Annotated in this window: 12 protein-coding genes and 2 pseudogenes; 4 read left to right on the top strand and 10 right to left on the bottom strand. The window is 70.1% G+C overall.

Annotated elements, in window-relative coordinates; all coding sequences use genetic code 11:
* Window positions 1-14: 14 nt before the first annotated feature.
* Both AB0D85_RS47765 and AB0D85_RS47760 read right to left on the bottom strand, forming a co-directional pair.
* Window positions 15-227 carry an EF-hand domain-containing protein gene (locus tag AB0D85_RS47765; RefSeq protein ID WP_089098659.1) on the bottom strand — a complete coding sequence of 71 codons (213 nt, stop codon included), beginning with the start codon at window positions 225-227 and terminating at the stop codon, window positions 15-17.
* Window positions 228-274: 47 nt separating this feature from the next.
* The gene (locus tag AB0D85_RS47760) at window positions 275-1,189 is read right to left on the bottom strand and encodes a MerR family transcriptional regulator (RefSeq protein ID WP_362336369.1); all 915 of its coding nucleotides are present in this window, start codon (window positions 1,187-1,189) and stop codon (window positions 275-277) included.
* Here AB0D85_RS47760 and AB0D85_RS47755 point away from each other — a divergent pair.
* Window positions 1,188-1,871 carry a GNAT family N-acetyltransferase gene (locus tag AB0D85_RS47755; protein ID WP_362336366.1) on the top strand — a complete coding sequence of 228 codons (684 nt, stop codon included), beginning with the start codon at window positions 1,188-1,190 and terminating at the stop codon, window positions 1,869-1,871. The two genes, AB0D85_RS47760 and AB0D85_RS47755, sit on opposite strands and share 2 nt — an antisense overlap.
* 3 nt (window positions 1,872-1,874) lie before the next feature.
* Here the strand turns inward: AB0D85_RS47755 and AB0D85_RS47750 are convergent, their stop codons facing one another.
* The 6 genes from AB0D85_RS47750 to AB0D85_RS47725 all read right to left on the bottom strand — a co-directional run bounded on the left by AB0D85_RS47750 (window position 1,875) and on the right by AB0D85_RS47725 (window position 8,165).
* The gene (locus tag AB0D85_RS47750; protein ID WP_362336363.1) at window positions 1,875-3,062 is read right to left on the bottom strand and encodes a YncE family protein; all 1,188 of its coding nucleotides are present in this window, start codon (window positions 3,060-3,062) and stop codon (window positions 1,875-1,877) included.
* Window positions 3,062-3,844: a polysaccharide deacetylase family protein gene (locus AB0D85_RS47745; protein ID WP_362336360.1), complete on the bottom strand. Its 783-nt coding sequence runs from the start codon at window positions 3,842-3,844 to the stop codon at window positions 3,062-3,064. The genes AB0D85_RS47750 and AB0D85_RS47745 overlap by 1 nt, the downstream gene beginning before the upstream one ends.
* Before the next feature lie 52 nt (window positions 3,845-3,896).
* Window positions 3,897-4,400 (bottom strand): ATP-binding protein, encoded by a 504-nt coding sequence (locus AB0D85_RS47740; RefSeq protein ID WP_362336357.1) that lies wholly within the window; start codon window positions 4,398-4,400, stop codon window positions 3,897-3,899.
* A 289-nt stretch (window positions 4,401-4,689) separates the two neighbouring features.
* Window positions 4,690-5,457, bottom strand: a complete 768-nt coding sequence (locus AB0D85_RS47735) for an enoyl-CoA hydratase-related protein (protein WP_362336354.1) — start codon at window positions 5,455-5,457, stop codon at window positions 4,690-4,692.
* Window positions 5,458-5,545: 88 nt separating this feature from the next.
* Entirely contained in the window at window positions 5,546-6,775 is a 1,230-nt protein-coding gene (locus AB0D85_RS47730; RefSeq protein ID WP_362336351.1) for an Ig-like domain-containing protein, read from the bottom strand.
* Window positions 6,776-6,929: 154 nt separating this feature from the next.
* A complete protein-coding gene (locus AB0D85_RS47725; protein ID WP_362336348.1) occupies window positions 6,930-8,165 on the bottom strand; it encodes an Ig-like domain-containing protein in 1,236 nt (411 codons plus the stop codon).
* Between the two features lie 243 nt (window positions 8,166-8,408).
* On the opposite strand from AB0D85_RS47725, the gene glgX reads away from it, so the two are divergent.
* From glgX to fxsT, 3 genes and pseudogenes are all read left to right on the top strand, one after another.
* Complete coding sequence (glgX, locus tag AB0D85_RS47720) at window positions 8,409-10,640, top strand: glycogen debranching protein GlgX (protein ID WP_362336345.1); 2,232 nt, start codon at window positions 8,409-8,411, stop codon at window positions 10,638-10,640.
* A 74-nt stretch (window positions 10,641-10,714) separates the two neighbouring features.
* A pseudogene (locus AB0D85_RS47715) lies at window positions 10,715-12,115 on the top strand (sulfatase-like hydrolase/transferase).
* Window positions 12,116-12,182: 67 nt separating this feature from the next.
* Window positions 12,183-14,216, top strand: coding sequence for an FxSxx-COOH system tetratricopeptide repeat protein (fxsT, locus tag AB0D85_RS47710; RefSeq protein ID WP_362336342.1), 2,034 nt, complete (start codon window positions 12,183-12,185; stop codon window positions 14,214-14,216).
* Here the strand turns inward: fxsT and AB0D85_RS47705 are convergent.
* Window positions 14,213-14,359, bottom strand: a pseudogene (locus tag AB0D85_RS47705) (LuxR C-terminal-related transcriptional regulator); the annotation flags it as partial. The gene fxsT and the pseudogene AB0D85_RS47705 overlap by 4 nt on opposite strands.
* Before the next feature lie 33 nt (window positions 14,360-14,392).
* Window positions 14,393-14,599 carry an Arc family DNA-binding protein gene (locus AB0D85_RS47700; RefSeq protein WP_362336339.1) on the bottom strand — a complete coding sequence of 69 codons (207 nt, stop codon included), beginning with the start codon at window positions 14,597-14,599 and terminating at the stop codon, window positions 14,393-14,395.
* Between the last annotated feature and the right edge of the window lie 10 nt (window positions 14,600-14,609).

The raw sequence follows: 14,609 nt of genomic DNA, 5'->3' as shown, positions 1-14,609 counted from the left end.
CCCTCCCTCTCGGCTCACTTGCTCAGGTAGGCCCAGAACTCGTCGAACGACAGGACCTTGTCACCGTTGAGGTCACGGGTCTTGATGATGGCCTCGGCCACCGTGTCGGTGACGTTCCAGTCGCCCCCCTGGGCCAGGGCGGTCTTGAACTCGGCCGCGGTGATGACGCCGTCACCGTCCGTATCGATCCGCTCGAACTGCTTGCGTGCTTCCTCGATGTCCGCCACCGGATCCGCCCCTTCGTACGCTTTACTGCCTGTTGACGAAGGTCAGATTAACCGGCCGCGCGGGCTCGCAGTGCGGCGACCACCCAGGCGAACTCCTCACGGTGCGCGGCCGCGGGCTCCACACCCTTCATCCTGATCAGCAACTCCCGGTACCGGGCGAGCCGGTCGTTGGACGCCGACTCCATCCGTGCGAGTACCTCGGTCAGGTCCCCGCCCCCGAGCACCTCCCGTACGATCGCCTCCGCCTCGGGCGACTCGGGGGCGATTCCCCGCTCGCGGGCCTCCGCGCCGAGCTGCACCAGCCGCATGGGAAACCAGGTGGCCCGCCCGGGGGCGAGGGAGCGGTCCCCGTCCGCGGCGTTGAACTCGACCACCTGCCGCATCTGCGCCCGGAACTCCGGGTCCTGGACCATCTCGGCCAGCTCCACCCAGGCGTCCACCTGCTCCGGGGTGGGGTCCTCCGGCAGGTCCGCGGCGATGGAGCGCATCCGGTCCTCGATGGCCGGGTCCACGGTGTCGAGCCCCTGGAACAGCTCGGCCACGAACTCCTCCATGATCCGCTTCCGTTCGGCTGCCGACAGCCGCGCCAGCTTGTTCATGAGCGTCATCTCCTCTGCGGTCGAACCCCGTCGTGCCACGGTCGACAGCACCGCACGGGTCACCTTCAGCGAGCTGATCTGCGCGTCCAGCGCCGTCACGTGCGCCGCCGCGACCTCGGCCACGGTCCGCTCCCCGGAGAGCACCTCGCGCACATGGCCGAGGCCGAGGCCCAGCTCGCGCAGGGTGCGGATCAGCTCCAGGCGCGCGAAGGACTCGGCGTCGTAGAGCCGGTAGCCGCCGGAGGAGCGGGTCACCGGGGTGAGCACGCCCTCGTCGGACCAGTAGCGGATGGTGCGCACGGTCAGTCCGGTGGCGCGCGCCAGCTCGCCGATGGTGAAAAGTCCGGTGCCGTCGTCGATCATGTCTGCGAGTGTGGGCCTTCCAGTGGGTGGAGACTCAAGGAGCACGGTGACAGAGACCCTGCGGGACATTCTGGACGCGGCGGCCCGGGGCGTCTTCCCGCCGCCCGACGGCCGTACGACGGTCGTCCCGCAGCCGTCGTCCCGGGACGCGGGGGTCCTCTCCTTCACCGCGCACTCGGTGGTGTTCGTCGACGAGGACCCGCGGTGGGTGTACGACACCCTGCGCGCGACCCCCTCCGACCCGCTGGCCGCGTCGATGAACGCGCGCTTCCTCACCGCCCTGATGGACCGCACGGGCCGGGAGCAGGAGGCGATCGACGCGCTGCTGGTCGCCGATCCGCTGCCCGGCCGCCCGGACCTCCCGCTGACCGAGCTCACCGGCCCCGACCACTCCCGGGTCGCCTACGCCCGGGGCCGCCGCGACGAGGTGCGGGCCTTCGCGGCGGACGGCGGGGTGGTGGTGCTCGGCCGGGGCGTGGCGGGACGCCTCGAGGTCTCGGTGGAGGTGGACGAGGGGGTACGGCAGCGGGGGCTGGGCCGGGCTCTGGTGACCGCCGCCCGGCAGCTCGCCGGGGAGCCCCTGTGGGCGCAGGTCGCCCCGGGGAACGCCCGCAGCGTACGGGCGTTCCAGGCGGCCGGCTATGTGCCGGTCGGCGCCGAGGCGCTGCTGCTGAAGGCCTGAGGCTCAGCGGAAGATGCCCGTGTGTCCCAGCGAATAGCGGCCCGGCTGCGGGTAGACGGCGAGTCCGTGCGGGCCGCTGCCGACGTGGATGCGGGCCAGCTCCTTGCCGGTGCCGGTGTCGATGGCGTACACCTCGGAGTTGTACCGTCCGGACAGCCACAGCACCTTGCCGTCCGCCGACACCCCGCCCATGTCCGGGCTGCCGCCGCCGGGCAGCCGCCACTTCTCCGTCAGCCGCTTCTGGGCGAAGTCGAACACGGAGATGGTGCCCTCGCCCCGGTTGGAGACGTACATCACGCGGGAGTCCCGGCTGACGTACAGTCCGTGGGCGCCCTTGCCGGTGGGCAGGAAGGCCGGCTTGGTGAAGCGGTCGCCGTCCAGGATCCACAGCCCGTCGGCCATCATGTCGGCGATGTAGAAGAGCTTGCCGTCGGGCGAGATCTTCACGTCCTGCGGCATCGCCCCGTGGAACGGCAGTTTCTCCTGCCGGAGCACCTCCATCTTCGCGGTGTCCACCTTGAGCACCTCACCGCTGAACTCGCAGGACACGATGAAGTACCGGCCGTCGCGCGAGAAGTCGGCGTGGTTGACGCCGTAGCAGCTGACCGGGAGGGACTTGACCGTCTTCATGGTGTGCGCGTCCCGGAACACCAGCGCGCGGTCCATGGAGGCCATCACGATCGCGTACTTGCCGTCTGGCGTGAAGTACAGGTTGTACGGGTCGTGCACGGCGACCGGTTTGCCGACCTTGCCGGTCTTCGGGTCGATGGGGGTGAGGCTGTTGCCCAGGTCGTTGTTGACCCACAGGGTCTTCATGTCCCAGGACGGCACGACGTGCTGGGGCTGCCGGCCGACCCGGATGGTCCTGACCACCCGGTAGGTCTTCGGGTCGATGATCGAGACGGTGTCGGAGTTGGTGTTGGGGACGTAGACCAGGGACGGGAAGTTCTTGACGACCGGTGACAGGTTGCCCGGGCGGTCGGCGGCGTAGACGTCGGCCGGGTCGAGGACCGGGGGCATGCCCGGCAGCGTGTCGACGATCTGCTCCGCCTTCGTCGCGGGCGGCTGCACGGGAGCGCTGCTGCGAGCGGCCTGGGGTTCTCCGGAGCCGCCGCTGCACGCGGACAGCAGCGCCAGGGCGGCGAGGACGGCAGCGGCGGCCGGCAGACGGACGGCTTTCGTGGTTCGCATCAGCTCAGCAGCTCCGTGGTGGTGACCGCGCGCAGTCCGCGGCGGTCGAGTTCTTGGAGTACGCCGGGGAGGGCGGCGACCGTGTCGGGGTATCCGAAGTGCATGCTCACCACCGAGCCGCCCCTGACCTCCGCGAGCACCTTGCGGGTGACGGCCGTCGCGCCGGGCCGGGTGTAGTCGAGCGAGTCGACGTCGTAGGACAGCACGTGCGGGTAGCCGACGTCGGCGGCGAGCCGGACGACGAGCGGCGTCGCGGTCGGTGCCCTGGACGGGCGGAACCAGCTGCCGATCGAACCGGTGAGGTGTTTGAGGCGCTCCGCGCAGTCGGCGATCTCCTTGCGGGCGTCGGCCTCGGCCATGGCGTTGATGGAGATGTGCCGCTGGGTGTGGTTGCCGAGGTCATGACCGCCGTCGAGGATGCGGCGGGCCATGGCGGGATACGCGTCGAGCCAGCTGCCCACGGCGAGAACCGTCAGGCGGGCGCCGTGTTTCTCGGCGGTGGTGAGGAGTTGGGTGGCGAGGGCGGGGTCGCCCTGGCCGTGGAAGGTAAGAGCCACTATGGGGCGGGTGCGGGGGCCGTGCGTGATCTGCGCCGGGAGCGGCTTGGGGGAGGCCGGTGCGGGAGAGGCCGACGTGGGGGCGGCTGACGCGAGGTTGGCGGCAGGGTGCGGGGGTGCGTCTTCACTGGTGTTGCCGCAACCGGCGGTGAATGCGCCTCCGCCAGCAAGGGCGGCGCCTGCACGGAGGATGTCGCGTCGGTTGGTGGGGGTCACCTGCACCATTTAAGGGGGGACAGGTAAGAAAATGGGCGATTGACCTGATAAGGGTCTTCCCCTATCGGTCGGCCACGCGCATCTCGAACCACGTCGTCTTGCCGCGCGGCAGCAGATCGACCCCCCATCTGTCCGACAACTTGTCGACCAGGAACAGGCCCCGCCCGCTGATGTCCATCTCCTGAACCGGCATCAGACAGGGCAGGCCGCGGGACGGGTCCCGGACCTCGATCCTGATCCAGCCGGGGCGGCGGCGCATCCGCAGGCCGAACACCCGGGCCCCGGTGTGCCGTACGGCGTTGCCCACCAGCTCCGAGACGAGTAAGACCGCGTCCTCCGTCATCTTGGGGCTGAGTCTCCACTGGCGGAGGACGACGACCTGGGCGAGCCGGCGGGCCGTCGCCGCGGACTCGGGGCGGGACGGCAGCGGAACCTCCGCCTCCGTCGGGTTGCCGAACAGTTCGATCGCCTTGAGTGCCCGCTCGTCCTCGACCGCAGGCGACCAGCGCGCCGCGGCCGCACGGCTGTGTCCCCGCGGCTGTTCGATGCCCTCCAGCCCCGCCATGCCCCCATCATGGCCGCCCAGAGCGCCCTCCGGGGCCGTTCCGGAGGAATACGCCTCTCGGAAGCCACCGCCCGACGACAACCGATCGGCATATGCCGATGGCATTTCAGGGGTTGCCGCAGCCAGCCTGAGCTGCGACGACGACTCATCTCCAGGCAATCGCCGGACCCCCTCGACAAGGCGGACTTAAGGCTGCCTTAAGGCTCCCATAAACCGCCCCATCGGGGGACCCGGAATCAGACGTCACGTCAATTGCAAGTGGTTCGGCACTTTCGCAACAGGGCGAAGATCACAGGAACTTGGCCTTGCCAGGGCCTTCCTCGACAAAACTCCGCATACCACGCTCACGGTCCTCGGTCGCGAACAGCCCGGCGAACCAGTTCCGTTCGACGGCGAGCCCGGTCTCCAGGTCGGTCTCGACGCCGGTGTCGATCGCCTCCTTGGCGGCCCGGAGCGCGATCGCGGGCCCCTGGGCGAGCCGGGCGGCCCAGGCGTGCGCCTCGGTGTAGACGTCGGCGGCGGGTACGACACGGTCGACGAGCCCGATGGCGAGCGCCTCGTCCGCCTTGACCATACGCCCCGTGAAGATCAGGTCCTTGGCCTTGGAGGGACCGACCAGCCGGGGCAGCCGCTGGGTGCCGCCGGCACCGGGGATGAGCCCGAGCAGGATCTCGGGCTGCCCGAGCTTGGCGTTGTCGGCGGCGATGCGGTAGTCGGCGCAGAGGGCGAGTTCGCAGCCTCCGCCGAGCGCGTACCCGGTGACGGCGGCGACGACCGGCTTGGGGATCCGGGCGACGGCGGTGAAGGAGTCCTGGAGGTCACGGGAGCGCAGAATCATGGCGGCGTGGTCCATGTTCTGCATTTCCTTGATATCGGCCCCCGCCGCGAAGACCTTCTCACCGCCGTAGATGACGACGGCACGAACGTCTGCACGACGGGTGGCTTCTTCCGCCAACTCCTTGAGCCGGTCCTGGGTGGCAACGTCCAGGGCGTTCATCGGGGGCCGGTCGAGGCGAATCGTCCCGACACCTTCGGCGACTTCGAGGGTCACAGTCATGCCTCGCAGGTTAGCGGGCGTTCACCGCCCCTAGCTCAGGGGCGCGGGGAACTGCGCGACCAGCCCCCACGCACCCGCAGCCGAGGAACTACGCAGTCCACGCCTTCCACGACATGTTCCACCCATTGAGCCCGTTGTCGGGCGAAACCGTCTGGTCATTGGAGTTCTTCACGACCACCACATCCCCGACGATCGAGTGGTCGAAGACCCACGCCGCCGGCAGACTCCGGTCACCCCCGCCCCGGATGTCCCGCAGCCCCACACACCCATGGCTGGCGTTGTAGTTGCCGAACGCGTCCCCGCCCCAGTAGTTGCCGTGCAGGAACGTGCCGGACGTCGTCAGACGCATCGCGTCCGGCACGTCCTTGATGTCGTACTCACCGCCGTAACCGACGGTCTCGCCGTTCATCCGGGTCACACGCAGCTTCTCGCTGATGACCATCTGGCCGTTCCACGTGTCGTAGCCCGGCTTGCCGGTCGTGACCGCGAGGGTCTTCACGACCTTGCCGTCCTGCATGACCTTCATCGTGTGCTTCTTGGCGTCGACGATCGACACCTGGTTGCGGCCGATCGTGAACTTCACGGTCTTGGACTGCTTGCCGTAGACGCCGTCACGGCCCTCGACGCCGTCGAGGTTGAGGGTGACGGAGACCTTCGTACCGGACTTCCAGTAGTTCTCGGGGCGGAAGTCGAGGCGGTCGTTGCCGAACCAGTGGCCCTCGACGTCGACCGCCGGCTCGGTCTTGATGGTGATCGCCTTCTCGACGGCGGCCGGGTCGGTGATCCCGCGGGTGAAGTTGACGGAGAACGGCATACCGACGCCGACCGTGGAACCGTCCTCGGGCGTGAAATAGCCGAGGAACGTGTTCTTCGGGGTGAGGGTGGTGAAGGAGGAGTCCTCGGCCGCCTCGCGGCCCTCCGCGTCCTTCGCCACCGCGTGCACCGTGTACTTCGTGGAGCTGGCCAGGTGCGTCGACGGCGTCCAGCCGGCGCCGTCCGCCGCGATCGTGCCGTCGACCTTGTTGCCCTTGCCGTCCTTGACCTCGACGTCGGTCAGCTTGCCCTTGGCCGCGCTGACCTTGAGGGTCCCGCTGGTGTTCACGCCGGTCGCGCCCGACTTGGGGCTGATACTGACCGTGGCCACGGACTGCTTGCTCGCCTGCGTCGTGGAGTCCTTCCCCTTGCCGTCCCCGGCTCCCTTGTCGGAGGAGCCGCCCCCGCACGCGGTGACGGTCACGAGAAGGACGCCGGCTATGAGCGCCAGTCCGCCCTTCCCCCGAGCCCGAACCGACGCCCCCGATATCGGCCGCACGTTCAAGTCGTTCTCCCCTCCCAGGGCCTGGTCAGGCCCACCCCGGCGCGCCCCACCGCGCGCATTGGCGCATAGTAACCGCAGGGTTTTTAGCTTGGCGTTTGGCGAAGGTCACCGTTCCGTCGCAACTTCCGCCCCGCCAAGCCGGTCCCCTACCTGGTTACTTGACCGCGCTGCCCGCCTTCCACTCCTTCCACCCCATGTTCCACCCTCCGAGGCCATTGTCGGGAGCGACCATTTTGTCGTTGCTGTTGACGACCTCGACGACGTCCCCGACGAGGCTGCGGTCGTAGAACCAGCCCGCGGGCGTGTCCGAGCTGCCGCCCTTCACATCGCGCAGGCCCACGCAGCCGTGGCTGACGTTCTCGCGTCCGGGGGCGTCCGGCGCCCAGTAGTTGCCGTGCAGGAAGGTGCCCGAGTCGGTGAGTTTGAGGGCGTGCGGGACGTCCGGGATGTCGTACTCGCCGCCGAAGCCGACCGTGCGGCTGTTCATACGGGTGACCTCGTGCATCTCCATCACCACCATCTTCCCGTTGTAGGTGGTGTGGTCGGGCGCGCCCGCGGTGATCGGCACGGTGGCGAGCAGCGCGCCGTCGCGGCGGACCTCCATCGTGTGCTTGACCGCGTCGACGAGGGAGACCTGGCTGCGGCCGACGGTGAAGGTGAACGTCTTGTACTGGAGGCCGTAGGCGCCGCGTGCGCCCTCGACGTCGCGGAGTCCGAGGTCGACGGTGACGACCGTGCCGGGCTGCCAGTAGTGCTCGGGGCGGAAGTCGAGGCGGTTGTTGCCGAACCAGTGCGGGCGGATGTCGACCGCGGGCTTGGCGGTGACCCTGATCGCCCGTTCGACGGCGGCGCGGTTCTCGATCTCGCGGCTGAAGGCGAGGGAGACGATCATCCCGGTGCCGACGGTGGCGCGGTTCTCCGGGGTGACGTACCCGATGAAGCGCTCACCGGGGACGAGCGTGGTGAAGGTGGTGTGGCGGGCGGAGCGGCGGCCGTCGCCGTCGACCGCGACCACGTCGACCGTGTACTTGGCGGCCAGCGCCAGCTTCGGATCGTCCGGCCGCCAGCTCATGCCGTCATGGGCGATGTGTCCGGGGACCGGGGAGTCCTGGGCGTCCTGGGACCTGACGACGGCGACGGACTCCAGACGGCCGCTGGGCACCCGTACCGTGAACCGCTGGTCCGGCGGTACGGCCTTGGTGCCGTCGTCCGGGGAGATTCGGATGACGTCCTCGGGGGCCGGGGGCGCGCCCCCGAGGACATGGCCGATGCCGAGCCCGTCCGTGTGGTCCGAGGAGCAGCCGACGGCTCCCGCCAGCAGTCCCGCCCATGTCAGTACCGCCGCCAGCGCGGCCCCCGCGCGCCGTGCGCGCCCTTGTGCATGCCTCACGTGGGACCCAACGATCGTGCATGCCCCGGGGAAACGTGAGTGCGACGCCGACGCTGGGCAGAACAGAGGGAAGGACGACGAGCTGGGGAGCCGCCGCGCCCGCGGAAGAGCCGCCGCGGGCGTGTCCGTAGCGGGCCGCCGGCCGTGCCCGGGACCGGGAGGTCCGGGCCGGCCGGCCGCTCGGACGCGGGCCGGGTGCGCCCCGGGGGTCGGCGAGCCGCGGAACAAAAGAGGGGCCGACAGGTGACGAGCGCAGCCGAGCAGCAGGGGGCACGGGCGCGGGCCCCGAGGGCGGACGCGCCCGCGGTCAACGGGACGCCCCTCCCCGTCCCGTCGGCGTGGCCGGGGGCGTCGACCCCGCTCGGCGCCCGGTTCCGGGTCGGCCCGGACGGGGTGGCGGGGACGAACTTCGCGCTGTGGGCGGCCGGCGCGGAGGCGGTCCGGCTCTGCCTCTTCGACGAACAGGGCCGGGAGACCCGGATCCCGCTGACCGAACTCACGCACGAGATCTGGCACGGATTCGTGCCGGGTGTGCTGCCCGGACAGCGGTACGGCTACCGGGTCGACGGCCGCTGGGACCCGTGGACCGGCGCCCGCTGGAACCCGGCGAAGCTGCTTCTCGACCCGTACGCGCGTGCGGTGGACGGCGAGTTCGGGCTGCCGCCCGAGGTGTACGGGCATGTCCGGGACTGGCCCGACCAGCAGGTCGCCGACACCGTCCGCGACGACCGCGACTCGGCGCCGTACGTCCCCAAGGGCGTGGTCGTCCACGATGACGACGACTGGGCCGACGACCACCGCCCGAAGACGCCGTGGGCGGACTCCGTCATCTACGAGCTGCACGTGCGCGGCTTCACGAGACTGCATCCCGGGATACCGGAGGAACTGCGCGGCACCTACGCCGGACTGGCGCACCCGGCCGCGATCGAGCACCTCGCCGGCCTGGGCGTGACGGCCGTGGAACTCCTCCCGGTCCACCAGTTCGCCCACGAGGACCACCTGCTCAAGCGCGGCCTCAGGAACTACTGGGGCTACAACTCCATCGGCTACTTCGCCCCGCACGCGGCCTATGCCGCCTCCGGTACGACCGGACAGCAGGTCGGCGAGTTCAAGCGGATGGTGCGCGCGCTGCACGCGGCGGGCATCGAGGTCATCCTCGACGTGGTCTACAACCACACGGCGGAGGCGGGCGAGTTGGGCCCGACCCTCTCCCTCAAGGGCATCGACAACCGCGGCTACTACCGGCTCCAGGACGACGCCCGGCACTTCGCCGACTACACCGGCTGCGGCAACACCCTGCACGTGGTCCGCCCGCACGTGCTGCGCCTGATCACCGACTCGCTCCGCTACTGGGTGACCGAGATGGGCGTGGACGGCTTCCGCTTCGACCTGGCCGCCGCGCTGGCCCGCTCGATGCACGACGTCGACATGCTCTCCCCCTTCCTCGCCGTCATCGCCCAGGACCCGGTACTGCGCCGGGTGAAGCTGATCGCCGAGCCGTGGGACGTGGGCTCGGGCGGCTACCAGGTAGGCGCCTTCCCACCTCTCTGGACCGAATGGAACGACCGCTACCGCGACGCCGTCCGCGACTTCTGGCGCGGCGCGCTCCCGGACGTGCGCGACCTCGGCTACCGCCTCTCCGGCTCCAGCGACCTCTACGCCTGGGGCGGCCGGCGCCCCTACGCCTCCGTCAACTTCGTCACCGCGCACGACGGTTACACGCTGCGCGACCTGGTGTCGTACGAGACGAAGCACAACGAGGCGAACGGCGAGAACAACCGCGACGGCGCGAACGACAACCGCTCCTGGAACTGCGGGACGGAGGGCGAGACGGACGACGAGGGCGTACGGGCGCTGCGCGGGCGGCAGTTGCGGAACCTGCTCACGACCCTGCTGCTCTCCACGGGCGTCCCGATGCTGGTCGCCGGCGACGAGCTGGGCCGCACCCAGCGCGGCAACAACAACGCGTACTGCCAGGACAACGACATCAGCTGGCTGGACTGGGAGTTGCGGGACGACCCGGCCTGGCGCCCGCTCCTCGACCTCACCTCCCGTCTCATAGCGCTGCGCCACCGCCACCCGGTCCTGCGCCGCCGCGCCTTCTTCTCCGGCCGCGCGCACTCGGCGGACGGACTGCGGGACCTGGCCTGGTTCACGGCGCGGGGGGAGGAGATGACGGAGGGCGACTGGTACGCCCCCGCCGCCACGCTCGGCATGTACCTCTCCGGGCGGGACATCCCCGGCCGTGACGAGCGCGGCGCCCCGATCCTGGACGACAGCTTCCTGACCGTCCTGCACGCCGGCGACCGCCCGACGGCCTTCCTGCTGCCGGGCCCGCCGTGGGCGGAACGCTACGAGGTGCTCGTGGACACCTCATGGGAGGAACAAGACGAGGCGCCGGGGGTGGTGCACGAGGCGGGGACGACGATCACGGTACCGGCGCGGTCGGTCCTGCTGCTGAAGGTGGCGGGGTGAGGCGACATTGCAGACCCGTGAAATCCCCGGCGGTTCCCTGGCGGGGCTGAAGGGCCGCTGATGCACTGAAGCGCATGCCTGAGATATCCCGTCGAACGTTCGGTGGTCTCATCGGCGGTGGCGCAGTCACCGCCGTCGCCGGATCGGCCGGTGCTGCCGAAGCCGCCGAGCGCCCCTTCAAGCCCCGCACCGCGCACGCGCACACCAGCCGTCCCAACTTCCTGGTCATCCTCGGCGACGACCTCGGCTGGGCCGACCTCTCGTCCTACGGCGCCCCGCACATCAGAACGCCGAACCTGGACCGACTGGCCCGCCAGGGAGTGCGCTTCACCGATGCCTACTCCGGCTCGGCAACCTGCTCCCCCACCCGGTTCAGCCTTTACACCGGCCGCTACCCGGGCCGCACGCCGGGCGGCCTGGCCGAGCCCATCGCCAACCGCACGCAGGGCCTCGCCCCCCACCACCCCACCCTCGCCTCCCTCCTCAAGAAGTCCGGCTACGCCACCGCCCTCATCGGCAAATGGCACTGCGGCTGGCTGCCCGACTACAGCCCCACCAAGTCCGGTTGGGACGAGTTCTTCGGCAACTTCGGCGGGGTCCTCGAATACTTCTCCAAGCTGGGCCAGCTGGGCTCCTACGACCTCTACGAGGGCGACGCCGAGTACAAGGACCTGCGCTACTACACAACCGTACTGACCGAGCGGGCGGTGGAGTACATCGGCCGCGGCCACGCCTCCCCCTGGCTGCTGAACCTCAACTTCACCACCCCGCACTGGCCCTGGCTCGCCGAGGGCGACGCGGAGACCGGCGCCGAGATCGCGGCGAAGATCCGGGCCGCGACGAGCCAGACGGAGGTCTCGACCGCGCTCAACCACTTCGACGGCGGCTCGGTCGCCAAGTACACGGAGATGGTGCAGAGCCTGGACAGGGCCGTCGGCGAGGTACTGGACGCGCTGCGCCGCTCCGGCCAGGAGGAGAACACACTCGTCCTGTTCGCCAGCGACAACGGCGGCGAACGCTGGTCGTACCTGTGGCCGCTCAGCGGCGAGAAGTTCGTGCTCCAGGAGGGCGGCATCCGGGTGCCGACCATCGTGCGCTGGCCGGCCCGCATCGACGCCCACCAGGTCAGCCACGAACCGCTGTTCACCCCGGACTGGACGGCGACCCTGCTGGAACTGGCCGGCGCCCGCCCCGACCCCGCCTATCCCCTGGACGGCACCAGCCTCGCGGGCTAGCTCCTACGCGGTGAACAGCTCGCCGAACGCGACCTGTTCTGGCGGGTCCGGGCCAACCGTGCGCTCCGGCGCGGCGACTGGAAGTACTACCAGGACGAGGACGGCGGCGACCACCTGTACAACCTCGGCGAGGACCTGCGCGAGCAGGCCGACCTCGCGCCGGACAATCCGGAGTTGCTGGCCGAGCTGAAGGGGTCCTGGGAGAGGATCGCCGAAGGGCTCCTCCCTTACCCGAGCTAGGTCTGGGACAAAGTCGAGCCGACTGTTGAGAGTCGCGGTCGCCGCCGTACGTACCGAAGAGGGAGCCATGTGGCGAAGGCTGGCGGGTGCGGTGGCCGGTCTGCTCGTGCTGTTCGTCGGCAGCCTTGCCTTCAACGCGGCTTCCGGGCAGAGCCGTTGGCCGCGGCCGCTGGACTTCGTGCGGGTCCACCCGTGGGTGGTACTGCTCCTCCTGATCCCCCTGGCACTGATCGGGCTGGGGCAACAGCCACCGTGCTCCGACCGAAGGCAGGATCCGCTGCCGCCCACGGCGTACCAGCTACCGCCGCGCAACACCAACTTCACCGGCCGTGACGCCACGCTGCTGGAGGTACGACAGCGCCTCACCTCGGTGAGCGACGTGGCGACGCTGGTCGTGCATGGGTTGGGCGGTGTCGGCAAGACCCAGCTCGCGGTGGAGTACGCCTATCGATACCTGGCGAAGTACCGGTTCGTCGCGTTCTTGGGGGCTGAGGCCCCGGATCTGGTCGCACCGCAGTTCGTGTCACTGGCCGGGGAGCTGGGGCTGCCGGAGGTGAGCTCCGATCAGGCGATCCCGCGGGTGTACGGCAATCTCGTGGACCGAAGGCCCTGGTTGATCATCTTCGACAACGCTGAGAAACCGGGCGCACTCGCACACGCGCTGCCGTCGGGCAGCCTGGCGGGCAACGGCCATGTCATCGTCACGACCAGAGTGAGCGGATGGTCGAGCAGTGCCGGCGTCGTCGACCTGGAGGTGTTCACCCGGCAGGAGTCCATGAAGCTGCTGGCCCAGCGCGTGCCCGGCATGGCCGAGGCTGTCGCGGACCGGATCGCCGAACAACTGGGCGACCTGCCGCTGGCGTTGGAGCAGGCTGCCGGATACATGGGCTACAACCAGACGACGCCCGAAAGGTATCGGGACCTGCTGGCATCGCACCTGGAGGACATGATCGGGCGGGGCGAGCCGAGTGACCGGCCCTCGGTGGTGGTCGCGACCCTGTGGCAGCTCAGTGTGGAAAGGCTGGAGACGGAACAGCCTCAGGCGGTACGTCTGTTGGAGATCTGTGCTCTGCTGGCGCCGGACCCGATCCCGCTGGACCTGTTCACCGGGAGCCCGGAATCGCTGGACGGAGCCCCGGCCGACGCGTTGCTGTGGGACACGGCGGTCGGCGCCCTGGCCGGTCTGGGGCTCGCGAGGCGCGGGGAGGCATCCCTGGTGGTGCACCGGCTGGTGCAGGCCGCCGTCCGGGCCGCGATGCCGGCCGAGGCGCACCTCGACGCCCGGGTCCGGCTGTGTCGTGCGCTGCTCGCGGCCGTACCGGACGACCTCCACAGCGCTCCGGACGCCCGGCCGCGGCGGCAACAACTGCTCCCGCATGTTATTGCGGTGACCAAGGACGACCCACCGGCCGAGTGCGCCGCGGAGACGGCAGTGCTGCTGCGGCTGGCGTCGGAGTTCCTCGTCCAGATCGGGGACTACTCGGTAGCGCTGCCCCTATGCGAACACGCACTGGCGATCGACGAGTCACTGGGGGACCGCGACGCGGAGGTCGGCTTCGATCTGGTCGCCCTGGCACAGATCCACCGGGACCTCGGCGCGCCGGCGCGGTCACGGCAACTGGCGGAACGCGCGCTGAGCGTGCACGAGTCCTGTCTGCCGGCGGACAGCCCCGCCATCGCGACGGACCTGGCCACGCTCGCGCGGACGCTGTGCATCCTCGGTGAGCACGAGGCGGCGCGGCCGCTGGCCGAACGGGCGCTGCGGATCGACGAGGCGGCGTACGGCCCGGACGACCCGTACGTGAGCTTCGACCTGATCGCGCTGGCGAACGTCCACGTCGACCTCGGCGACCACGCGAGTGCCGCGCCGCTCATCTCGCGCGCGTTGCGGATCCGCGAGGCCAAGTACGCGCCGGACCACCTGTACATCGGGTACGTCCTGCTGTTCCAGGCCCGCGTCCTGCACACGTTGCACGACGGGACGGCCGTGGACCTGGCGCGCCGGGGTGCACAGATCCTGCTCACCCAGCTGGGCAGGACCCACCCCAAGACCGAGGACGCGTTCGCTCTGGTCGACAGTCTGCAAGGCGGCGCACGCTAGCCCGGAATCCCCCGCTGGTACCCCGTCGCGACCGCCGCCGCGCGGTCGTTGACGCCCAGTTTGGTGTAGAGGTGGGTGAGGTGGGTCTTGACCGTGGCCCCGCTGATGAAGGGCTCGCGGGCTATCTTGCGGTTCGAGGTGCCCGTCACCGGGATTCCTGGAAGGTGCCCCGTCCTTCAGTTCGGTGAGGAATCCGGTTTTCCGCGCAACGGCGCGGGAGAAGCGGGATCGCCGCCGGGCGTTCCGGTGTCCGTCCGGAGAGTGGGGAGGGCGGCCTCCAGAAGGTGGAGAATCTCGGAGTTGAGGGACCGCCGGTCTACGGCCGCTTGGGCGATCACTCGTTCGTGTAGGTCTGCCGGGATCCGGAGCGAGAAACGAATCATGGCGGCACAG

Origin of the sequence: Streptomyces sp. NPDC048277, from assembly GCF_040652235.1 — a bacterium.
GTDB lineage: Bacteria > Actinomycetota > Actinomycetes > Streptomycetales > Streptomycetaceae > Streptomyces.
This window is presented reverse-complemented; position numbering and strand designations above follow the sequence as displayed.